The sequence below is a fragment of the Morganella sp. Je.2.23 genome, assembly GCF_051129855.1.
GTDB lineage: Bacteria > Pseudomonadota > Gammaproteobacteria > Enterobacterales > Enterobacteriaceae > Morganella > Morganella sibonii.
The window spans coordinates 1264894-1287899 of the sequence record NZ_JBCPSQ010000001.1; the positions used below are offsets into that span (position 1 = coordinate 1264894).

At 46.9% G+C, this 23006-nt stretch carries 20 protein-coding genes and 1 pseudogene; 10 read left to right on the top strand and 11 right to left on the bottom strand.

Features of this window, described 5'->3' with window-relative positions; genetic code table 11:
• The first annotated feature begins 15 nt into the window (after window positions 1-15).
• From AAZR23_RS06085 to AAZR23_RS06110, 6 genes and pseudogenes are all read left to right on the top strand, one after another.
• Window positions 16-1566, top strand: coding sequence for an anthranilate synthase component 1 (locus AAZR23_RS06085; protein WP_166707924.1), 1551 nt, complete (start codon window positions 16-18; stop codon window positions 1564-1566).
• Window positions 1566-3188, top strand: a pseudogene (gene trpD / locus AAZR23_RS06090) (bifunctional anthranilate synthase glutamate amidotransferase component TrpG/anthranilate phosphoribosyltransferase TrpD). Before AAZR23_RS06085 ends, trpD begins: the two are co-directional and overlap by 1 nt.
• A 3-nt stretch (window positions 3189-3191) precedes the next feature.
• Window positions 3192-4559, top strand: coding sequence for a bifunctional indole-3-glycerol-phosphate synthase TrpC/phosphoribosylanthranilate isomerase TrpF (gene trpCF / locus AAZR23_RS06095; RefSeq protein WP_434691300.1), 1368 nt, complete (start codon window positions 3192-3194; stop codon window positions 4557-4559).
• 33 nt (window positions 4560-4592) lie between these two features.
• The gene (gene trpB, locus AAZR23_RS06100; RefSeq protein WP_434691302.1) at window positions 4593-5783 is read left to right on the top strand and encodes a tryptophan synthase subunit beta; all 1191 of its coding nucleotides are present in this window, start codon (window positions 4593-4595) and stop codon (window positions 5781-5783) included.
• Complete coding sequence (gene trpA / locus AAZR23_RS06105; protein WP_314044438.1) at window positions 5783-6589, top strand: tryptophan synthase subunit alpha; 807 nt, start codon at window positions 5783-5785, stop codon at window positions 6587-6589. The genes trpB and trpA overlap by 1 nt, the downstream gene beginning before the upstream one ends.
• Window positions 6590-6713: 124 nt before the next feature.
• On the top strand, window positions 6714-7028 hold the full coding sequence (locus AAZR23_RS06110; protein WP_107680228.1) for a BON domain-containing protein: 315 nt from the start codon (window positions 6714-6716) through the stop codon (window positions 7026-7028).
• An 80-nt stretch (window positions 7029-7108) separates the two neighbouring features.
• Here the strand turns inward: AAZR23_RS06110 and ompW are convergent, their stop codons facing one another.
• Window positions 7109-7744 (bottom strand): outer membrane protein OmpW, encoded by a 636-nt coding sequence (gene ompW / locus AAZR23_RS06115; RefSeq protein ID WP_046893438.1) that lies wholly within the window; start codon window positions 7742-7744, stop codon window positions 7109-7111.
• A gap of 425 nt (window positions 7745-8169) precedes the next feature.
• Here ompW and AAZR23_RS06120 point away from each other — a divergent pair, with 425 nt between their 5' ends.
• Window positions 8170-8946, top strand: a complete 777-nt coding sequence (locus tag AAZR23_RS06120; RefSeq protein ID WP_166707928.1) for a YciC family protein — start codon at window positions 8170-8172, stop codon at window positions 8944-8946.
• 9 nt (window positions 8947-8955) lie between these two features.
• On the top strand, window positions 8956-9837 hold the full coding sequence (locus tag AAZR23_RS06125; RefSeq protein ID WP_434691307.1) for an aminoglycoside 6-adenylyltransferase: 882 nt from the start codon (window positions 8956-8958) through the stop codon (window positions 9835-9837).
• Between the two features lie 35 nt (window positions 9838-9872).
• Here AAZR23_RS06125 and AAZR23_RS06130 read toward each other — a convergent pair whose 3' ends face one another.
• The 9 genes from AAZR23_RS06130 to AAZR23_RS06170 form a co-directional block, all read right to left on the bottom strand.
• Window positions 9873-10289, bottom strand: coding sequence for a YgiW/YdeI family stress tolerance OB fold protein (locus tag AAZR23_RS06130; protein ID WP_166708983.1), 417 nt, complete (start codon window positions 10287-10289; stop codon window positions 9873-9875).
• Between the two features lie 180 nt (window positions 10290-10469).
• Window positions 10470-11639, bottom strand: coding sequence for a hypothetical protein (locus AAZR23_RS06135; RefSeq protein ID WP_434691309.1), 1170 nt, complete (start codon window positions 11637-11639; stop codon window positions 10470-10472).
• A gap of 9 nt (window positions 11640-11648) precedes the next feature.
• Complete coding sequence (locus tag AAZR23_RS06140) at window positions 11649-14207, bottom strand: fimbria/pilus outer membrane usher protein (RefSeq protein ID WP_434691311.1); 2559 nt, start codon at window positions 14205-14207, stop codon at window positions 11649-11651.
• A gap of 40 nt (window positions 14208-14247) precedes the next feature.
• Complete coding sequence (locus tag AAZR23_RS06145) at window positions 14248-15009, bottom strand: fimbrial biogenesis chaperone (protein WP_434691313.1); 762 nt, start codon at window positions 15007-15009, stop codon at window positions 14248-14250.
• 4 nt (window positions 15010-15013) lie between these two features.
• Complete coding sequence (locus AAZR23_RS06150) at window positions 15014-15730, bottom strand: fimbrial biogenesis chaperone (RefSeq protein ID WP_434691316.1); 717 nt, start codon at window positions 15728-15730, stop codon at window positions 15014-15016.
• A gap of 13 nt (window positions 15731-15743) precedes the next feature.
• A complete protein-coding gene (locus tag AAZR23_RS06155) occupies window positions 15744-16292 on the bottom strand; it encodes a fimbrial protein (RefSeq protein ID WP_434691318.1) in 549 nt (182 codons plus the stop codon).
• 3 nt (window positions 16293-16295) lie between these two features.
• The gene (locus AAZR23_RS06160; RefSeq protein ID WP_434691320.1) at window positions 16296-16865 is read right to left on the bottom strand and encodes a hypothetical protein; all 570 of its coding nucleotides are present in this window, start codon (window positions 16863-16865) and stop codon (window positions 16296-16298) included.
• Complete coding sequence (locus AAZR23_RS06165) at window positions 16843-17517, bottom strand: fimbrial biogenesis chaperone (protein WP_434691322.1); 675 nt, start codon at window positions 17515-17517, stop codon at window positions 16843-16845. The genes AAZR23_RS06160 and AAZR23_RS06165 overlap by 23 nt, the downstream gene beginning before the upstream one ends.
• A gap of 72 nt (window positions 17518-17589) precedes the next feature.
• The gene (locus tag AAZR23_RS06170) at window positions 17590-18141 is read right to left on the bottom strand and encodes a fimbrial protein (protein WP_182105475.1); all 552 of its coding nucleotides are present in this window, start codon (window positions 18139-18141) and stop codon (window positions 17590-17592) included.
• Between the two features lie 1100 nt (window positions 18142-19241).
• Here AAZR23_RS06170 and qseB point away from each other — a divergent pair.
• On the top strand, window positions 19242-19913 hold the full coding sequence (gene qseB, locus AAZR23_RS06175; RefSeq protein ID WP_434691326.1) for a quorum sensing response regulator transcription factor QseB: 672 nt from the start codon (window positions 19242-19244) through the stop codon (window positions 19911-19913).
• Window positions 19900-21246, top strand: a complete 1347-nt coding sequence (qseC, locus tag AAZR23_RS06180) for a quorum sensing histidine kinase QseC (RefSeq protein WP_218428403.1) — start codon at window positions 19900-19902, stop codon at window positions 21244-21246. Before qseB ends, qseC begins: the two co-directional genes overlap by 14 nt.
• Here the strand turns inward: qseC and AAZR23_RS06185 are convergent.
• Window positions 21236-22993: a SulP family inorganic anion transporter gene (locus AAZR23_RS06185; RefSeq protein WP_434691328.1), complete on the bottom strand. Its 1758-nt coding sequence runs from the start codon at window positions 22991-22993 to the stop codon at window positions 21236-21238. The two genes, qseC and AAZR23_RS06185, sit on opposite strands and share 11 nt — an antisense overlap.
• Window positions 22994-23006: the final 13 nt, after the last annotated feature.

A 23006-nucleotide genomic window follows, 5' to 3' on the forward strand; every position in this document is an offset into this window, starting at 1 on the left:
AGCAAGGTAATTATTATGGTCAGCACGATTTTCAGACAACATATCCGGACAGATTATCCGGCTTATCAGCCCGACCCGGCGGCGGTATTTACTGCACTTTGTGCACAGCGCCCTGCAACGCTGTTATTAGAATCCGCCGAAATCGCGTCCAGAGCAAATTTAAAAAGCATGCTGGTTCTGCACAGCGCGCTGCGTATCCGCTGTACCGGACACACCGTGACCGCAGAAGCCCTGACCGCCAATGGCGCGGCACTGCTGCCGGTATTACAGGATCGCCTGTCCGCCGGAACAATCAGCGGGAACACGCTGACACTGCACTTCACGGCCCCGGATGCTTATGCGGATGAAGATACCCGTCTGCGTGCCGCCTCTGTCTTTGATGTGCTGCGTACTCTGATGAATCTGCCGTCACAGGCAGATGAGCGACACACCCTGTTTTGCGGCGGACTGTTCAGTTATGACCTGGTCGCTGCATTTGAAGCACTGCCGGCGGTTGAGCGCACCAACCGCTGTCCGGATTACTGCTTTTATCTGGCAGAAACGCTGCTGACCATTGATCACCAGCAGCAGACCAGCGAGCTCATCTCCCTGACTTTTACAGCGGATGCAACAGAACAAGCCCGCCTGACTGAGCAGCATCAGCAGATATTAACCGCACTGGCACAGCCGGTAACCGCATCAGGTACCGTCGCACCGGTTGATATCAACGTGACAACGTCACATTCAGATGCGGATTTCTGCACTATCGTTAATCAGTTAAAACAGTCCATCGTTCAGGGTGATATTTTCCAGGTCGTGCCGTCACGCCGCTTTCAGTTACCGTGTCCGTCTCCGATGGCCGCTTACCGCGAACTGAAAACCCGTAATCCGAGCCCGTACCTGTTCTTTATGCAGGATGCGGATTTCACCCTGTTCGGTGCATCGCCGGAAAGTGCCCTGAAATATGACCCGCTGACCAATCAGATTGAAATCTACCCGATTGCCGGCACCCGTCCGCGCGGTCTGTCAGCAGACGGTTCAGTCGATGCCGATAAAGACAGCCGTCTGGAGCTGGATCTGCGCACTGACCAGAAAGAGCTGGCTGAGCATTTCATGCTGGTGGATCTGGCCCGCAACGACCTCGCCCGTATCTGCCGTCCGGGCAGCCGCAGTGTGGCGGAACTGACCAAAGTGGATCGCTATGCCTTTGTTATGCATCTGGTATCCCGTGTCACCGGCGAATTACGTGGTGATCTTGATATTTTTCATGCCTATCAGGCCTGCATGAACATGGGGACACTCACCGGCGCACCAAAAGTCCGCGCAATGGAACTGATTGCACAGGCGGAAAAAGTCCGCCGCGGCAGCTACGGCGGCGCAGTCGGCTATTTTCGCGGCGATACCACGTTTGATACCTGTATCGTCATCCGCTCTGCCTATGTCGAAAACGGTATTGCCACAGTGCAGGCCGGCGGCGGCGTGGTTCTGGATTCCGACCCGCAGGCGGAAGCCGATGAAAACCGCAACAAAGCCCGCGCGGTGATCCGCGCCATCACCCGCGCCCATCATGCAGAGGAGACATTCTGATGGCTGATATTTTACTGCTCGATAATGTCGATTCCTTTACTTATAACCTGGCCGATCAGTTCCGTGCTCAGGGGCATCAGGTGGTGATTTACCGTAACCGTGTACCGGCGGATGTCATTCTTGCCGCCCTGGAAACAATGGAAAATCCGGTGCTGGTGCTCTCTCCGGGACCGGGAAAACCGGCGGATGCCGGATGTCAGCCGGACGTGCTGAGCCGTGTCAGAGGCCGTTATCCGGTGATCGGTATTTGTCTGGGGCATCAGGCCATTGTGGAGGCCTACGGCGGCAAAGTCAGCCACGCCGGTGCGGTGCTTCACGGTAAAGCCAGCCAGTTGCACCACGATGAGCAATCCATGTTTTCCGGTCTGCCGAACCCGATGAAAGTGGCACGCTATCACTCCCTGGCGGCAGAAATCATCCCGGAAACACTGACAGTGTGCGCCACCAGCGACAATATTGTGATGGCCGTCCGCCATGAACAGGACAAAGTCTGCGGTTTACAGTTTCATCCCGAATCCGTTCTGACACCGGACGGTGCAGCCCTGCTGGCCAATACCCTGGCGTGGGCACAGGCATAACTCAACCTGAAAAACAGATAAAAAAACAGATTAAGGAACAGAGAGATGCAAACATTATTTGAAAAACTTTACCGGGGCGAAACACTGACACTGGCAGAAAGCCGGGAATTATTTTCCGCCATCATCCGGGGAGAACTGAGCGAAACCCAGCTGGCAGCAGCGCTGATCAGCATGAAAATGCGCGGGGAGCAGCCGGATGAAATCGCCGGGGCCGCACAGGCCTGTCTGAACAATGCGCGTGCCTTCCCGCGCCCGGATTACCGTTTCAGTGATATTGTCGGTACCGGCGGTGATGCCTCTGACAGTATCAATATCTCTACGGCCAGTGCTTTTGTGGCGGCGGCCTGCGGGATCAAAGTCGCCAAACACGGCAGCCGCAGCGTATCAAGTAAAACCGGTTCTTCCGATTTACTGAACGCGTTCGGGATCGCACTGGATACCCCGGCGGATGTGTCCCGCAGCGCACTGGATGATGTCGGTGTCTGTTTTCTGTTTGCCCCGCACTATCACGACGGCTTCCGTTTCGCCGCACCGGTGCGTCAGCAGCTGAAAACCCGTACATTATTTAATGTCCTCGGCCCGCTGATCAACCCGGCCAGGCCACCGGTTGCCCTGATTGGCGTGTACAGCCCGGCGCTGATCCGGCCTGTCGCGGAAACCCTGAAAGTCCTCGGCTATCAGCGCGCCGCCGTGGTGCACAGCGGCGGGATGGATGAAGTCTCCCTGCATGCGCCGACGCAGGTGGCCGAGCTGCATCACGGGGAGATCCGTGAATACCGCCTGACCACAGAGGACTTCGGCCTGCCGGGTTATGACATGCGGGAACTGCGCGGCGGCACCCCGGAAGAAAACCGTCAGTTGCTGACCCGGTTATTGCAGGGAGAAGGCACAGCAGCCCAGAGTCATGCGGTGGCCGCCAATGTCGCCCTGCTGATGAAACTCAATGATAACGAAGATTTACAGGATAATGCACAGCATGCGCTGGCAATGATCCGCAGTGGTAACGCCTTTGAGCGCGTCACCGCCCTGGCCGCGAGAGGATAAACCATGAAAGGCACCGTATTAGAACAAATCGTGAATGACAAACGTATTTCCCTGATTGCACGGAAAAAACAGGAGCCGTTACTGAGCTTTGCGGATAACCTGCCGCTGAGTGACCGCGATTTTTATCAGGCGCTGCGCGATGCGGACACCGCCTTTATTCTGGAGTGTAAAAAGGCATCTCCGTCCAAAGGACTGATTCGTCAGGATTTTAATCTCAGTGAAATCGCGGCGGCCTATGCGCCGTATGCCACGGCGGTATCAGTACTGACGGACGAAAAATATTTTCAGGGACAACATGACTATCTGCGGCAGGTACGCGCGCTGATCACACAGCCGGTCTTGTGCAAAGACTTTATTATTGATGCTTATCAGGTGTATCTCGCCCGTCACTACGGCGCGGATGCGATCCTGCTGATGCTCTCGGTACTGAATGATGCGGACTATCACTCATTGTCCACACTGGCACACTCCCTCAATATGGGTGTGCTGACGGAAGTCAGTACGGAGGAGGAACTGCACCGCGCCATTGCCCTTGATGCACAGGTTATCGGTATCAACAACCGCGATTTGCGTGACCTGTCCATTGACCGCCGCCGGACTGCGGATTTTGCCCCGCACATCCCTGCTGACCGCATTGTTATCAGTGAATCCGGCATTACCACACATCAGCATATCCGCGAATTACGCCCGCATGCTGACGGATTCCTGATCGGCAGTGCCATTATGGCGCAGCCGGATTTGGATCTGGCTATCCGCCGCCTGATTTACGGCGAACACAAAGTCTGCGGCCTGACCCGCGCGGAAGATGCCCGTGCGGCTTATGATGCCGGTGCGGCTTTCGGCGGACTGATTTTTGTCGGCAAATCGCCGCGTTATGTGGATGAAGCGCAGGCCACAGAGGTGATGCACGGTGCGCCGCTGGCCTATATCGGCGTGTTCCGCAACCACGACCCGGCAGATATCGCTGCCGTTGCACGCCGCCTGAAACTGCACGCTGTTCAGTTACACGGTGATGAGGATGAACATGATATCGCGCTGCTGCGATTACATCTCCCGGCGGCGTGTGAGATCTGGAAAGCGCTGGATATGTCTCACGGTTCGGACATCACCGTTCCGGACGGCGTGGTGCGGCTGGTGCTGGATAACGGCAAAGGCGGTACCGGGCAGACGTTCGACTGGCAGACCCTGCCGCCCTCACTGCCGGTACCTTTTACCCTCGCAGGCGGGCTGAATGCGGAAAATTGTGTCTCCGCAGCCGCCTCCGGTGCCGCCGGGCTGGATTTTAACTCCGGTGCGGAGTCCGCCCCCGGTATTAAAGATGCAGAGAAACTCCGTCAAATATTTAATCAATTACATCAGCAAGTTGCCTGACTGACGACTGAAAAGAAAAAGGATCAGAAAACAATGAGTAAATTAAATCCCTACTTTGGTGAATTCGGCGGGCAGTTTGTGCCGCAGATTTTAATCCCGGCACTCGATCAGCTCGAAGATGCCTTTATTGCCGCTCAGGAAGACCCGGAATTTCAGCGTGAATTTACCGATCTGCTGCAAAACTATGCCGGCCGGCCGACTGCCCTGACGCTGTGCAAAAACCTGACGGCAGGCAGCAAAACCAAACTGTATCTGAAGCGTGAAGATTTACTGCACGGCGGCGCGCACAAAACCAACCAGGTTCTCGGCCAGGCGCTGCTGGCAAAACGGATGGGTAAAACCGAAATTATTGCCGAAACCGGTGCCGGACAACACGGTGTGGCAGCCGCACTGGCCAGCGCACTGCTCGGCCTGAAATGCCGCGTGTATATGGGTGCAAAAGACGTGGAACGTCAGTCACCAAACGTATTCCGTATGCGGCTGATGGGCGCGGAAGTCATTCCGGTACACAGCGGCTCCGCCACCCTGAAAGATGCCTGTAATGAGGCGCTGCGCGACTGGAGCGGCAACTATGACCGTGCGCACTATTTATTAGGCACCGCAGCAGGCCCGCATCCGTATCCGACTATTGTCCGCGAATTTCAGCGTATGATCGGTGATGAAGCCCGCGCGCAGATCCTCACCCGCGAAGGCCGCCTGCCGGATGCGGTGATCGCCTGTATCGGCGGCGGTTCAAACGCCATCGGTGCGTTTGCCGGGTTTATTCCGGATGAATCTGTTGCCCTGATCGGTGTCGAACCGGCAGGACACGGCATTGAAACCGGCGAACACGGTGCGCCGCTCAAACATGGCCGTATTGGTATCTACTTCGGTATGAAATCACCGATGATGCAGACAGAAGACGGTCAGATCGAGGAATCTTACTCTATCTCCGCCGGTCTGGACTTCCCGTCTGTCGGGCCGCAGCACGCATATCTGAATGCTGTCGGCCGGGCGGATTATGTTTCCGCCACCGATGATGAGGCACTGGACGCATTCAAAACCCTGAGCCGTCAGGAAGGCATTATCCCGGCGCTGGAATCCTCCCATGCCCTGGCACACGCACTGAAAATGATCCGTGAAAATCCGGAGAAAGAACAAATTCTTATCGTCAATATTTCCGGTCGCGGAGACAAAGATATTTTCACTGTTTATGACATTTTTAAAGCAAGAGGTGATTTCTGATGAGCCGGTATGAACAACTTTTTCAGCGTTTGCAGTCCCGTAATCAGGGTGCGTTTATCCCGTTTGTCACTCTGGGTGATCCGTCTGCTGACGTTTCCCTGCAAATTATCGATGCGCTGGTGGCCGGTGGTGCCGATGCTCTGGAAATCGGCATTCCGTTTTCTGACCCGCTGGCAGACGGCCCGGTGATTCAGGATGCTAACCTGCGCGCCTTTGCCGCCGGCATGACCCCGGCACGCTGCTTTGAACTGATTTCACAAATCCGTGCAAAGTATCCTGAACTGCCGGTGGGGCTGCTGATGTATGCCAATCTGGTGTTTCATAACGGCATTGAACAGTTTTATAAAACCGCCGCAAATGCCGGTGTGGATTCCGTGCTGATCGCCGATGTGCCGCTGCATGAATCTCAGCCGTTCCGTGATGCCGCACTGGCCAATAATATCGCACCGGTCTTTATCTGCCCGCCGGATGCGGATGATAAGTTACTGGAGACACTGGCTGCCGCCGGGAAAGGGTATACCTACCTGCTCTCCCGTGCCGGTGTGACCGGGACAGAAAAGCGGGCGGAGAAATCCCTGGCCGACCTGACCGCAAAACTGACCGCACTGAATGCCGCCCCGCCGGTTCAGGGATTCGGGATCTCCGAACCGGAACAGGTGCAGGAATCATTGCGCAATGGTGCCGCTGGGGCAATTTCCGGCTCGGCTGTGGTAAAAATCATCGCCGCAAATCTGGATAATGTCCCTGTGATGTGTCAGAAACTGCGGGAATTTACGCAGAAAATGAAAAACGCAACGCAATTATAAGTTTTCACCCGGCCCGCTGTTAACAGCGGGTTATTTTTTGTTGAGAAACATTTGGTTTTCATTAATACTAAAAGGGTCAGGCACATATTATTCTGCTATCCGTGCCGGTAATTAGGAGAACATCATGAAGTACATGAAATTAGTTACCTCATTTTTTGTTGTCATGTTTATGGCTTTCACCCTGTCCGCCTGTGCCCCGACTTCCACCAGTGAAGGTACCGGGGGCTATTTTGATGATTCCGTCATCACCACCAAAGTAAAAACAGCCCTGCTGGGTGAGAAAGGTATAAAATCCACTCAAATCAGCGTGGAAACGTTTAAAGGTAAAGTGCAGCTGAGCGGATTTGTCTCTTCAGAGAAAGAAGCCAACCTGGCAGTAAATACCGCGCGCAAAGTGCCGGGTGTACAGGTTGTGATTAACTCAATGAAGTTGCGGTGACTCTGAATAACAGATTACCGGATATAAAAATGGCGCAATTATTATTGCGCCATTTTTTATGATACTGATAACGGGGATTATCAGAATTTGTAACCGACACCGAACATGAATACCCATGGATCGAGGTTCGTTTTATAAGACTGGTTGGCACCACCGGCTTTGAAATCAACATCTGTTTTGATGTTCATCCACCAGAGAGAAGCGTTCAGCATCCAGTTCTGGTCTAATTCATAATCCAGACCAGCCTGTGCCGCCACACCCCATGAACTGCTCATACTCAGGTCGCTTAAACCTGCGCCTTTACCGGTATCGTTAAATCCTTCATCAAAGAAGAAGGTATAGTTAACACCCACACCTAAATACGGACGCAGTTTATCTTCCGGGGTACGGAAATAATACTGTGCCATTAAGGTTGGCGGTAAATGTTTGGCTGTTGCAATTTCACCTGCTGCCGGAACAGAAATTTTATGCTCAAACGGTGTCGCAGCCAGTAATTCCACACCGATATTATCGGTGATCATATAACTGAACGTTAAACCTAACTGGGTATTATTATTTGCTTCAAAAGAACCAAAGCCCAGAACATTATCGGAGCTGACATTCGGACGCACAGTCGCAGTACCACCACGCACGATAAAATCACCGGCCTGGTGTGCCATTGAAACTGACGGTAAAACAGTTGCCAGTGCTAAACACACTGCAGAAAGTTTTTTCATTATCTATCCCATCCTAAAAAAAAGAAAAAAAACACAATAAGTACAGTTTGAAATATACAACCTTAAATCGAATTATGATCTAAGACAGATCACAACATTTAAATAAAAATCACATTTTACGCAAAGATCTAAATTATTATTCCATGGTGATACTTTCATTTATTGATATATATCAAAAACGGCATTTTTCATTTTTACTGCAATCAGTCTTTTTCAGTTTTATATCAATTTATAAAACATATCGCGTAGTGTTCATCAGAAAAATTTGTATTATTATTGTTAATAATATGTAATTTTTGCGTTTTATATTTCCTGATATTCCGTCTGACCACTGTATTTCCGCCTGACGAACAGGTTACAATTCCCTCCATACTGTTTTACAATTACACCCATATTTTTATTCCACGCTTTACAGGAGTTGTTCCATGTCCATGCCGGTGCCGGTTCTCGCCCGTGACAGCCTTAATTTTTTCCGCAATCAGCTGATGTCCGTTCTGATTATTTCGCTGCTCACCGCCGCAGTTACCGTCGGGCTCAACGTGCTGCTGACCTGGAATTCCAACGGGCTGGCGCTTATCCGCGCCCTGGAAACCACCTATGCCACCGAGGGTTCCGGCGGATTTCAGCGGGCAGTCGCAACACTGACCTCCGATGACCAGTGGCAGATGCTGAAAACAGGTCTGGGCACTATCTTCAGCTCCCTGCTGGGTAATGCGGTCTTCGTGACTGCCATGATTTTCCTGATTTTCAGTGCATCACAGGGACAATCTGTTTCCGCTTTACAGGCAATCACCGGATCTGCCGGACGCATTCCGCGCATGCTGGTACTGCTGCTGATCTGTTCACTGGTGATTGCGCTCGGACTGGTCGCCATGTATCTGCCGGGATTAATTCTGGCGATGTTACTGGCGCTGGCACCGATCATTATGTTCACCGAAAAGAACAGCGTATTTACCGCCATAAAAATCAGCGGGAATATTGCACTGAAAAATATCAGGGTACTTCTGCCTGCTATTCTAATCTGGTTTGCCCTGAAACAGGCATCCGTAGTGTTTCTTAGTAAACTTCCTATAGCCAATGAACATATTCTGATGACCCTTATTCTGTTTATTAATAATGTCATCAGCGGACTGGTCATTATTTATCTGTTCCGGTTCTATCAGTTATTTACACAATCACAGTCTGTCAGCGACTATCAGTAAGGCGGGCATATGCGCACCGATAATGATATTTACCGGGCAATTCAGGATTATGTCCGTGCTGATGATAATATCCGTGCGGCTATTCTGAACGGGTCACGGGCAAATAAACAGGTTGCTGCCGATAAATATCAGGACTTCGATATTGTCTTTTTTGTACACAATATTGAGGCTGCAAAGTTTCCCGCCCTGCGGGAATCCTTTTTCGGTATTCCGATATTACAGCAATGCCCGGATGATATGCTTTTGGGCAATGACGGTATGCCGCCCCGTGCGGCGTATACCCTGCTGATGATATATGAGGATGGTCACCGGATAGACCTGACACTGTTTCCGCTGACGCATTTCGCCTCAGATTACAGACACGACAGCCTGACCATTCCTCTCGCAGATAAAGACGGCCTTTTTGCTGACACAGCCCCGGCAGATGAAAGCAGTTATTTTATCACACCACCCGATGCCCGCTTATTTGCCGAAACCGCCAATGAATTCTGGTGGTGTGCCACAAATGTGGCCAAAGGTCTGGCAAGACATGAAATAACCTGCGCCAAAGCAATGACAGAAGATGTTATACGCCCGGTTTTTATGCAGATGCTGGACTGGAAAATTGGTTGTACCTGCGGGTTTAATCTGTCCACCGGAAAAAACGGAAAATATTTATCCCGTTACCTGACCACAGATGAAATGCAGGCCGTTCTCGATACCTATTCTGATGCAGATCCGGAAAATAACTGGCGGGCGTTATTTCTGATGTGTGAACTGTTCCGCGAATATCAGACAGTGACGGCAGAAACATCCGGGTTTGAAATCAACACACGGGAATGCGACGCGTCTGTTCATTATCTCCGCAAAATTTATAAAACCGCCCGGATTGGTAAAAAATCAGGCCAATAATATGGCCTGATTATCCGGTGTGTTTGCTGTGGTCATTACTGTACTTTGCGCACGGCTTTCACATCCAGTTCGGTTTTATTCCATTCTTTATCGATTTCCCCTTCGATCTCAATTTCATCCTGAGGTGTGACTTTCAGTCCGTTCCAGCGTTTCGGGGAAATTTCAGCACGAATAGTGCCGGTGTTATCTTTAAATTCATAATGTTTGTTATCCAGCTGGCGGACAATCGTACCGCGCAGTACAACCGGCGCATCATCAGATAATTTCAGTGCATCCGCAACGGTCATTTTACGGGCGTCAGGGCCGCTGAAGCCGCCGTTTTGTCCTGTTGTAACCGTCGTTGCCGCCGTCGCCGAACCGGGACCTTCAAAACCGCCGTTTGCTGCAAAAACGGAACCGGCTGACCCGGCCAGTAAAGTAGCAAGTAATGCGAGTGCAGGTAATTTTTTCATCATTTATCTCCTGTATAAGGAAGCAATGTTGCTTCATGGGATATAGTTAACCATTAAATTCTTAACAGGATCTTAAAGATAGTCCATTTTCCATTAAATTTCCGGTTTACATAAAAAACCGATAACAATCACCAGAAGCAATCACCAAAAATAATCACCAGGTCTGTGTGCTCATCAAAATTATTGCACCATTATCTGAACATCCATACTGCCGGTATAAACATCTGCCTTAATTTCACCCTTAGCACACAAATTAAAGTAATATGTCAGCAGGTTTTGAGTGTTCATCGTCACCGCATTAAGATCATTTTTATTGAAGTATTTTAATGCTCCGGCTGCATTATCGTTACATAGCGCATTATTTCTCGCTGTTGTATCCCGTGATGTCACGATATAAGGTGAAATTGTGGTCGTTGATTTACCCGGCGTCAATGACATTCCGGTATTCGATGTTGTTACCAGCGGGTTTCTCGGACGCAGAAAAATACTGCTTAATCCATTTTGATTACAATTAAAGATAATTCCTGCCGGTGAACTTTCAAGCAGAGTTGCAGTCGGGTATGTTTTCGTTAACTGATTAGAAAATATAATATTTGTTGAGGTTGTTGGTGTAATATCGCATGTCTGTAATACTTCAATCGCATCTGAAGATGAAAAATTTATCTTTTCTGAACTATCTACTGCAGGGTCCCAGCGTTTGGCTCCATGTCCAATGCCGTATATACTTTTTTTCATAATATATTTTCCCGGCTCAATATTTCCTACAGCATAAAGATGCAATCCTGTAATAGTCATTGAACTTCCTCCCTGCAGCTCAGGGTAATAGGTATTTATACACATTGCCCCTGAAAGATAGGTATTATTCGGAACCGAACCTGATAGTTTTGAATTTCTGAAAACAGCAGTTCCGGAAACAGTATTCCCGCCATTCGCCCAGGAAAGATAGCGCGTTCTAAACTGAGCATCAGGTGCTGCTAAAATATAACCACTGCTATCAGGTTTACTGCTGTTATAAAGTTTAAATCCATAGACGTCAGACTGATATGGTACAGGTTCGATAGCACCGGCTTGCTCAGAATTAATATTAGAAAATGTCGAACAGCGTCCCATAACAGAGCTGAACCCCATCGAATCATAATAAGGTTCAATAGTGCCCTTAGTACTCAGAGATGTTATGACGTTATTTACCGGGTAATACCCAAGGTATCCTGACGCCCCTGACGGAATATAATTAATAGCAAAGGATGGAAGTGATAACAAAACTCCCCCGGCTGCTATTAATATCTTATAAAAATATTGTTTAAATATCATTTCCTCTCCCGGAAACATGAAAATAGCAAAATAAACCATACCACCTGTTTATACACATGGAATATCCAGCATCCTGATTGGTACTTGTTCTGAGGTTTCGATTTTATCTATTCCGTTAAAACGGACAGTACATTGTTGCTCTCCCGTCCCCCATCTGATAAATATTTCGCCTGAAGCCGGTAATCCGTTCATATATAGCTGAGAATGGTTTCCCACAATTCCGGTATTGATATCATCATCCGTATTGTTTAACCGTGCAATAGCGCCAAATGGCGGCTGTTTTCCTGCCGGAGACAGTGTCAGTAACACCTGATAACCAATTTTAGTATTAAATTTACGTTTAACAACAGCCCCGTCTGTCGGATAAATTGTCATTGCTGTTTCTTTGAACGTGACATTTTCAGGCAGTGTATCAACATTAACATTTACCTGATTAGCATTAAAACCATTAAGATAAGGCACTACAGTATTACCAAACCGGTCAAATGATGAATTACCGTTAAGCCGGGCTGACTCTGCGCCATCCGCACTGATAACCGCGACTGTGTTCCCGAGAGTACGTGATAAGGTCACCCCGTCACTGTGTGCAACAAGCCCGCCGGACATATTAACGGACAGGCTCTGAGAATCTTCAGAATAGCTGTACCCTCCTGCTATATTTACAATATCACCATTGTAAGAAGCATTTGTGCCGGCACTGTACTGATTACCATCACTGTTCAGATTTTGGTATATTCCGTAAGATAATTTATTATCAAAAGCGCTGTCGGTCACACCCAGCTGTTGCGTTGTTTTATTATTATTGTCCCGCATAAAACTATAACTGGCAGACATATTCCTGACAGTTGCGTTGTTAGAAAATATACTAAACGGTATGTTAACATTTAGTGCAACCCAGCGATTTTCCGGCCAGCCATTATTATCTGTTTTTATACGGTCTATGTTATAACTCAGGTCATAGTTAATACCCTTAATATTGGTATTATATGATACAGATAAATTAGTATTAGAGCCCTGTTCGTTCCAATATGTATTTTTGGTCGCTCTCAGGCTGATTGTTCCGTATTCTTTCAACGATTGGGTAATTGATGTCTGAAAACTATAACGTGCTCTGCCTGTCAGCCAGGGAGCAAGATCACTTTTCAGCATATACCCTGAGTTATTAAAATCAGAAAAACTATAATAGTCTTTAGTGCTGTAACGCATCGCCGTTAAATCAAACGATGTACCGGTTGATAACATACTTTTTGAATAGCGTACCCGGTAAGACTCTCCGCTGTAATCGTTATCTGCAATTGTGGTTCTTGCATGTATACCATCAACAGATAATGCTCCTGCCATACCTAATGAAAGGCCAATACCGGCAGACGCAGACTGATAATCCTGTGCCAGCAGTGTTCCCCCGTACAGGGTAACATTTTCAGGTAATCCGTAACTGAGTGTACCGAGAAAAAAACGCTGCCGGCGGGAGCCTTCCGTCAGATGACCATCATACTCACCCGCGCTTATCTCATAGCGGTAAGTACCGGGACGCAGCATTACCGGCAAAGACGAATATGCCTGTGTAAATACCCGTTTTGATCCGTTATCTTCCTCAATAGTAACTTCCATATCCCCCGCTGTACCGCCGGAAGGAATATCATCAAGGCGGAACTGTCCGGGCGGGACAAATGTCTGGTAAACAACCATTCCGTTTTGTCTGACAGTAACTGTTGCATTAGTATTAGCTGTTCCGGTAACTACCGGGGCGAATCCACGCCGGTTTCCCGGTTCCATCTGCTCATTGGATGCGAGGGTAAGCCCTTTCATCGGAATACTTTCAAATATTTCACTCCCGGTTGTTATCTGCCCTGCTTTAAATGTTGATTTCAGGTTTAAAATGGCGCGATAGATATGTGTACCTGAGAAGTCTGATGATGATGAGTTTCCGGATTCACCGCGTGAGTAGTTATAGGCATAATTCGTTCTGACCCGCCAGGCGCCGAAATTAACACCGGCATTTACGTTTGTAAAAAAGCTGTCATTACCGCCTGAGCCTGCCACTGAATTACCGGACTGTGTTGTTTTGCCATAATTCATAAAATAATTTAATGTCAGTGCGTTAATACCCTCATCTAACAGATCAGTTTCTAATATATCAAAGCTGGTGGACCGCATAGCTATCTGGGGGACAGACACATTGACTGTCAGGTTTTTTAAATCAAAAGAAACAAAAGCATCCGGGATATATTCAGCCAGGTTTGTGATATTTTGATCCGGCGGAATATTTTTAAATGCAGGAATAGCACTGGTATTAACACCCAGCGCATTAAGTTCAGCAACAGTAAATTCAGGAACAATTTTTTGTTCGCTGTCAGCGGCAAAGTTGACATCACGTTCCCCGACAGTCTGGCTGTTGACAGAAACCATCATATTATAGGTACCCTGAGAAATAGGGTTTCCTTTCTCATATTGCTCCAGATTAATCTGTGAACTGTCAATTCCTGTACCATTCATCAGAAGATTTGGATCAAAATAAGTTTCAGTTGCAGAATGTGCAGGGAATACTGATACTACACAACAAAACAATAGGTTAGTCTTTATTCGACGTATTTTTATTATTTCCATTATGCTATGTCCTGAACTGTATCACCCAGTTAATTCTGTCTTATTTAACAGTATGTGTAGTAAGCTCAAATAAATTTTCATCGCTAATCCGCCATGTAATAACTTTATTCTTCTCACTTTCAGGCAAATCAATCATCTGTACTGAGAATGGTTTTATTGTTATCAGTGCATCCCCATTCTTCAGTTCGGTCGTACCGACAAGAAGTTGATCAAATGTTATGAATAATGGTGAAGGATTGTTAACAGATAACTGGTTACCGGTGCGCGTAATAACTAATGAATCTTCGACATCCTGCAGCCTGACATGCTCAATTGATTTTGGTCGGTAAAGTAATTTGAAATAAAATTCAGGTGATACTTTAAAAAAAACACCATTATTTTTGTCTTTACTCTCTGACGGAATCGCTTTCATACCAATCCAAAATAATGACTCACGATCATCAGGCAACGGTTCCCCGTTAACAATGACGCCGGTACGACGTATGCTCCAGCTGAATTCAGTGTGAGCATTAATTTTCTTCAAAGGAGGTAAAATAATAAACGGTACTTTATCATCCGGAATGTTCTTAACCGGTAAGTATGTTTCACTATCAGCAGAAGATACCCATGATTCTATCAGATAAGGAATATCTGTATTGTTCGACAATGTAATGCTGATTCCGTTTTTGTTACTTTCAGGATAGACATAACGTTTTAAAGGAAACTTAAACCCTGTGGATGCATAGCCCGGCTGAATAAAGGCAATCAGCAATGTCAATAGAGTAAAAAAAACAAATGATTTTTTTATCTGGTTATTTTTCATATTGTTATTTCTTAATTTCAGCAGTAAATAGTTCAGAGGAACCTCCGAAATCATTAATTACCCGCCATTGTGCTTTATCCGCATTCGCTGAAACCGGCAGTTCAAGAGATGAAAAAGGCGCAATCATCGGCGCGCGTTCTGCCTGGTAACGTTGCCCGTCCAGACTGAGAAATTCCAGCGTATAATAATATCCTGACGGATTTTTTATCACTAATTGTTTTCCTGACATCTGAAATATCAGTGCACCGGCAAAATCATCCACATCACCGGAAATAGTGTCAGGCCGGTAAAAAACTTTAATTATCATCTTTGTTGCAATATTAAAATTTATCGTAATTTCTTTGTCACCCGACTCTGCCCGCTTTCCTTCCGGAATAAAATTAACCACGAAAAAAAAGAGTGATTCCCTGTCTGCCGGTTGTGAACTTAAATTTTTAGGTAAAATCCTGATAGCATTATTCGATTGTTTTTCCAGACGGGCTAATGGGGGGATCGTGACAAACTGCCGGACGGATTCACTGTGCTCATCTGTATAATCGGTAAGAATAGTATTCTGAACAAGATACAAATTATCACTGTCATTCATTACACTGATCGTCTGATTTTTATCCGATTCATTGAAAATGATCCGGGTTCTGTCCAGAGACACACCGGCGAATACGCCCTGACTTACCATAAGTAAGCTGGCAAAACAGGCGAATAAGGCGGTATGTACTTTCATTTAATTTCCTTTATTAATCAATATAATAATTAAATGTTACTGATGCTGAAAAATGACCTTCCTGTGGCTTGCACCCGGCGGTCTTACACCGCAGGCGGGCTTTTATTGTTTTAGTTTCTGCGACAGATGCAATATTCCGCCAGACAACAGATTTATCTTCCGGCAGTGCGGTTGCTGTTTTACTGAAAACAAAATTACCATCAGTCAATTGTAACCCTATAATACCTGCCGGATTATCATTGAAAAAATCCATTGTTCCGGTAAGTGTATTACCTTGTGAAATATAGACTTTAGAGCCTGTAATATCAGGAGACGTACAATTTTTCAGACTTAATTTTACATCTGCTGTTGCAGTATCATTTATAATAGAACTATTAGTCACAATGCCTGTCCCCGGTAAATTTTCAATTGCAATCTCATTTTCCACCGAAACATCACAGGTTTTAGCCAGAAATAAAACAGAAAAATTATAAGTTATACTACTGCTTCCCTGTGAAGATGAAACACAGGATAAAACAGCCAATAGCATTACATATAATTTTTGTTTTATTCTGATCTTCATGATTTAATCCTGGAGATAAATAAGGCTGACAGATGCTGTTGATATTCCAGGAGAAACACCTGATTTTCGTTTCACCAGACTGACATGATAGTTAATAGCAATTACATCATCTGAGTCGCTTTGAAATACAGCAACACCATTATTAGCATCACTGTTCTGACAGTTTTCATTATTACTGTCACATGCTTTCAGGATAAAACCAGTCTGCGTTTCATCATTATGACTAAAATAAATACCATTTTCAGCGTCAGTATTATTTGCAGGTAACATCTGAATCTTTATGTCTTTCAGACTTCCTGACGGAAAGTTCTTACATTTTACCGTATAGGTAAATGTTTCAGTAATAATTGGTTTTTTGATTTCTGTTTTTTCAACATCGCTGACCATAAGGTAATTTATCTTTGTCAGATTAACATTTTTATTAAAATCATTACTTTCATCAAATTCACAGGTTCCGACAACGACTCTTGTTTTAAATACAACATGACTTCCACCTGCAGAATAGCCTGCCACAGGATGCAGAGAAACAATCAGCAACAGAAAGAAAATATTAAAAATTCTTTGAGTATTCATCTGTACCACCAAGTTCATTAATGACAACCCATGTTGCCTGACCTGATTTGTTCGCTGTCATATAATTTGCTTCAGAATAAGGTGCAATAATACTGCTGTCAGAATTTAATTTTATCGCATCATTATTTATTTTTATTTTTTGCAAGTTGATAAAGTAAGGTGAACCATTGATCACCTTAATACCATTAATATCAGATTTTATATCCAGTGCGGCATATGCGTCTTTCGAGGTCATCGTTAAACCAGCCGGCCGGTAAAAGACTTTAATAATATTTTCCAGACCTACTTTCACCCCTGACTGCCCGTTAGTTGCCGGAACATTTCGGGAGTGGAAATAATACATTGATTCACGATCAGAAGGAAACATCCCGGGTATAGCCTGAACTTTTATTGTATTTAATGAATTGGCATCAAGTTTAAAAACCTGAGGGGTGATAATAAAAAAATCATTACCTACCGGTTTAGCATTCACTAATTCTGTAATATAGTTCGCAACCAAATAAGGTGAATCATCAGTATTTCTCGCTACGACCGATGCACTGTTTTCATTACCATCAATAATAATTCGTGTCTGGTTTAACCCGACACCTGAAAATGCAGATGATGAAAATAAAACAAATCCGGCAATTATAATTTTTTTAAAAAAAATCATATAATCCCCTAAAAGAACAGGTAACAAAAAACCTTTGTTACCTGCTCCTGATAGTTGTTAATGACTTATAAATCAGTTATATGCAACACTAAATGTAACAGGCACATTCAGCATCTGAGGCTTCAGTGCTACGCCGGCCACAGTTGCGAATAATGCCGCATCCACTGGCAGATTGTAGTCACCTTTACCTGTGAATTTAATTTTATCAAGAGAGGTTCTGTCGTTCGTTTTTAATACTACTTTCTGGTCATCACCGTCAGTTGCAGATAATTTAACACCAATCTGGGTAGCATTTGTATCCGCAAATAAATCTGAGTGCCCTGCTAAGCTATTGCCTGCAGTTACAACAACTAACGGAACACCTAACGGATCAGTTGATGCATCACTGCAGTTATTCAATGTTAAATTAAAGTTTTTAGTTGCCAGAGGTACAGCAATGTCTGTTACTGATTTTGCTGCATGAGTACCAAGGTCAATATTTTTTTGAGATGCACTAACATCACAGGTAGCATTAGCAATCGCCCCTGTAAAAGTGACTGTCGCATTTTGCTGTGCTAAAGACTGAGCAGACACAAATGCAAACAGACTTGCAGTGGTTAAAATAGCTAATTTTTTCAGTTTCATATGTTTTCCAAAGTATATAACGGTCGCCACATTAGGCTTTCTGATTACCCACCGCAATTTTAGAGTAACAATATTTCCCTTCAATAGCTGGCAGATGTTTTGTACAGCAATAAGATATTATTTAAAACAACGAAAATAATATTAAAAATACTTTTTAACGAAACAAAATAAGAATATTTTTTATTGCATAAAACCCGGGATTTCAACCCGGTGCAAACAATCTTAACGTTATGATTTATTACTAAAGTATTTTTGATTTGGTGGAGTATAAAGTGATATTTACTACATATCAAGTAACCAACCCTACGTTTATTTAAATAAAAAACCAGAAATCCCCACATTACCAGTTAATAACTCCATAAATGCATTATAAAATGCACATGTAGTAGTACCTGTGAGACTATTTTCATTTAATAGAAATAAATAATTCTTTTTATAACATATAGATAATTTACTGAACAATTAAAATAAACCAATAAAATCAATGTGATAAATAAATTTATCGCATCATCTTAAATAAGTATATTTACCTAATGCAATGATTCATTCCGACTGACATCAATATAAAAACAGGTTGTTTTTGCTCCCTGAATATGCTTTACCATCTTATAATGAGTATAGCCATTAGCAACCGGCGATTTTAATATTAAAAATTCATCTATTATTGACGTGTCATTTAAAGTGTTTATAAACAGAGCTGAAAAACGAGTGAAGTTTATATGAAAACTTTAAACAAGCTGATATTAGTCAGGTGGCGATACTAATCAGCACCGATATGAACAATTTATTCCCTGGTATCCTATAAAATAAATAAGATAGTTTAACGATATAAATTTCATTAATATTTCAGATATACATTTCTGTTTCTTCACCTTCCGGGTATATTTATACCCAACCTCACTCAGTATACAGGCAGACGGCAGGAGTTAAGCAGACGGGGCCCGGCAGGATGAGCACCACCGGCAGATCTGCAGTTTGAATGAATAACGGTATACAACAGCATTCCGGATATATACTACGATACAGATAGTAACCCGATACCTGAACAATGGCTTTCAGCACAGGAGCCATACACAGAGGTACCATAACGGACAAATATAATGCGAATTTTATTAATTGAAGATGACCGGCTGATTGGCGACGGGCTGAAAATCGGCCTGAGCAGGCTTGGTTTTACCCCGGACTGGTTTACCGACGGACAGACCGGTCAGCAGGCACTCTATTCTGCCCCTTATGATGCGGTGATCCTTGATCTCTCCCTGCCCGGTATTGACGGGCTGGACATACTGAAGCAGTGGCGGGCAGAGGGGCGCGACGAACCGGTACTTATCCTGACCGCCCGTGATGCCCTTGAACAGCGGGTCAGTGGTTTGCAGCAGGGTGCGGATGATTATCTGTGCAAACCGTTTGCACTGGCGGAAGTTGCTGCGCGGTTACAGGCGCTGATCCGCCGCCGCTACGGACAGGTTTCTGAAAAACTGGTGCTCGGCGACGTGGAGATGGATCCGGTGGCCATGACTGTCACCCGCGGTGGTGTGCCGGTATCACTGAAAGGCAAAGAACTGGCGCTGCTGGCATTGTTTCTGCGTAATCCTCAGAAAGTGCTGTCCCGCGCAATGATTGAAGAGAAACTGTATAACTGGGATGAGGATGTTTCCAGTAATGCCGTTGAGGTGCATATTCATCATCTGCGCCGTAAACTGGGACGCGGGTTTATCAAAACCATTCATGGCGTCGGGTATGTCGCGGGGAAAAATGATGAAAACGTATAGTCTGCGCCTGCGGCTTGGCGGGCTACTGTTGCTGCTTACCCTGCTGACATGGGGTATCGCCAGTGTGTTTGCCTGGATGCAGACTACAAAATCCATCAATGAATTATTCGATACACAACAAATAGCCTTTGCCAAACGCCTGTCAGTCCTGCCTTCCGGACTGGCATTTCCGTCATCCGCTATTCAGAAAACGAAAAAGATGCTCTCCGGCAACCGGGGAAAGCAGGATGATGATGCTCTCGCTTTTGCTATTTTTACCCCGCAGGGCGAACGGGTGCTGGATGACGGCGAAAACGGCCGGAAAATTCCGTTTTCTGACAGGAAAAACGGTTTTCGTGACGGGACACTGACAGATGACAACGACCAGTGGCGCTTTGTACAGCTGCCCTCTGCTGATGGCCGCTACATCATTGTAGTCGGCCAGGAATGGGAATACCGTGAAGATATGGGGCTGACCATTATTACCGCGCAGGCCGTTCCGTGGCTGGTGGCACTGCCGCTGATGCTGCTGCTGTTTTTGTGGCTGCTGACCCGCGCACTGACCCCGCTGCGCCTGCTGGCGCGACAGTTACAACGCCGCAGCCCGGCAGAACTCACACCGCTGACCCCGCCGGTACTGCCGAAAGAGGTCAGTCCGATGCTGGATGCACTTAACGGATTATTTCTGCGTATCCGCGACCTGCGGGAGCGGGAGAGCCGCTTTACCTCTGATGCAGCGCATGAACTGCGCAGCCCGCTGGCCGCACTCAAAGTTCAGTCTGAAGTGATGCAGATAGCCGGAGATGACCCTGCCACACGGGAACACGTCACCGCGAATCTGATCACCGGCATTGACCGGGCCACCCGCCTGGTGGATCAATTACTGACTCTCTCGCGCCTGGAATCACAATCACATCCCGCAGAAAACACAGAGCAGCGCTGGTCAGTTATTATCGGAGACGCTGTTGCTCAGACTGCGGCAGAGGCTGCGGAACATCAGGTCAGTGTGATCACGGATATTTCCCCACCGGAATTATCCGTCCGCGGCGAACAACTGCTGCTGACCGTGATGCTGCGTAATCTGCTGCATAATGCTGTCCGCTACGGCAAAACAGGCGGCACTGTTCAGCTGATACTGACAGCGAAGCAGTTAGTGATTGAGGATGACGGGCCGGGTGTCAGTGATGAGACACTGGCCCGTCTGGGAGAGCGTTTTTACCGGCCGCCGGGCCAGGAAAAAACCGGCAGCGGCCTGGGGTTATCTATCGTGAAACGAATTGCGGAACTGCATCACATGACCATACAGTTCCGCCGCAGCCCGCAGGGCGGGTTTATTGCTGAAATCAGGTGGTGAGCGGTTTTTCCGCTCCCTCCTCAGCCTGCGCCATCGCCTCTTCTATCGCTTTGATGCGGCCCTGCTGCTTACTCTGAATCAGCCGGATGGCGAAATAAAGATCCGGCACAATAATCAAATCATCATCATTACGTTTGATTTTGTTTTCGGACACCCAGCGCGTCAGTTCGGTGCGCCGTCCGGCCAGAATCAGTGTGACACCTTTGATTTTCAGCTCTGTCACCAGCTCATTCAGCGTACTGAACACACTCATGTCGTTATTGATAAAGCTGACCGTTGCATCCACCGCGATCCAACCGGGACGTTTTGGTGCGGTATTCACCACCTGTAACACCCGCTTTTTAAAATAAGCAACGTTGAAATAGGTCAGCGGCGAGTTAAAACGGTACATCAATAATCCGTCGACCTGATTGATATCGACGTTACTGTTATTGATAGAATGAATCATCCCCTGCTCATCCACACCCAGCAACTGATCTGTCGGACGGAAAACCGTGCGCAGGAACTGCACCAGCCCCAGCAGAACCGCAAAACCGATACCGTTGATCAGCCCCACCACCAGCACCGCGACGAGAGTAAACAGTGCCAGTGTGAATGCTGATTTATTCCGCTTACGGAAAGAGAAAATCTGACGGATGCTGAACATCGACCAGGAAGAATAAATCAGTACCACTCCGAGCGTTGCCAGCGGGATATGTCCGAGGAACCCGGTCAGGAAAAACAGCACCAGCGCGATCAATCCGGCAGCGATCAGGGACACCATCTGTGTTTTACCACCGGTAGCATCGTTGACGGCGGTACGGCTGGTTGCGGCACTGACCGCAAATCCCTGCGATAGCCCGGAAGCAATGTTGATATAGCCCTGTGCACGCAGTTCCTGATCCACATCGATGGTATAGCCGTTTTTCTCGGCAAAACTGCGTACCGTCATCATAAAGCTGACAATACTGATCACAGCAAGGTTCAGAGACGGGATCACCAGTTCACGCAGCAGGCCGGGATCAAACGACGGCATTTTAATATGCGGCAGTCCGTTACCGAGATTACCGACTACCGCAATCCCCATAGAGGCAAAATCCAGTTTCGCACTGATCAGTGTGGCAATTGTCATCACAATCAGCGGTCCCGGCCAGTTACGGCGGACGGCCCGCAATAAAATCAGTGCCGCCAGGCTGGCACCGGAGAGGATCAGAGTCGGCATATGCATAAGGTGCATATGGTCAGGCAACGCCACCAGACACTCAATCAGCTGGGACGGCAGCTCATCCAGTCCGAGTACATTTCCTATCTGCCCGACAATAATCGTCACCGCTACACCGTTGAGCAGCCCCTGCAAAATCGGCTGTGATAAAAAATCCGCAAATGCGGCGAGTTTAAAATGCCCGGCAATGAGACACCAGACGCCGGTCATCAGCGTCATGATGATCGCCAGTTGCCACAGCGTGTCGGGATCGCCTTTTGCCAGCGGGATAATTGCTGCCGCAATCACCGCACAGGTCGCCGCATCCGGCCCGACAATCAGTTGCCGGGAAGAGCCGAACAGTGCATACGTCATCATCGGCAGGATACAGGCATAGAGGCCGACAATCGCATTAATGCCCATCAGCCCCGTGTAAGCGATAGCCACCGGTAATGCCACGGCCGCGACAGAAAGCCCCGCACGGATATCAAAGCGCAGATTTTTTCGTTCATAGTGCAGAAAAACAGAAAGTCCCGGCATCCAGCGCAAAAGTCGGCTCGACTGCATTATCGCCCCTTAT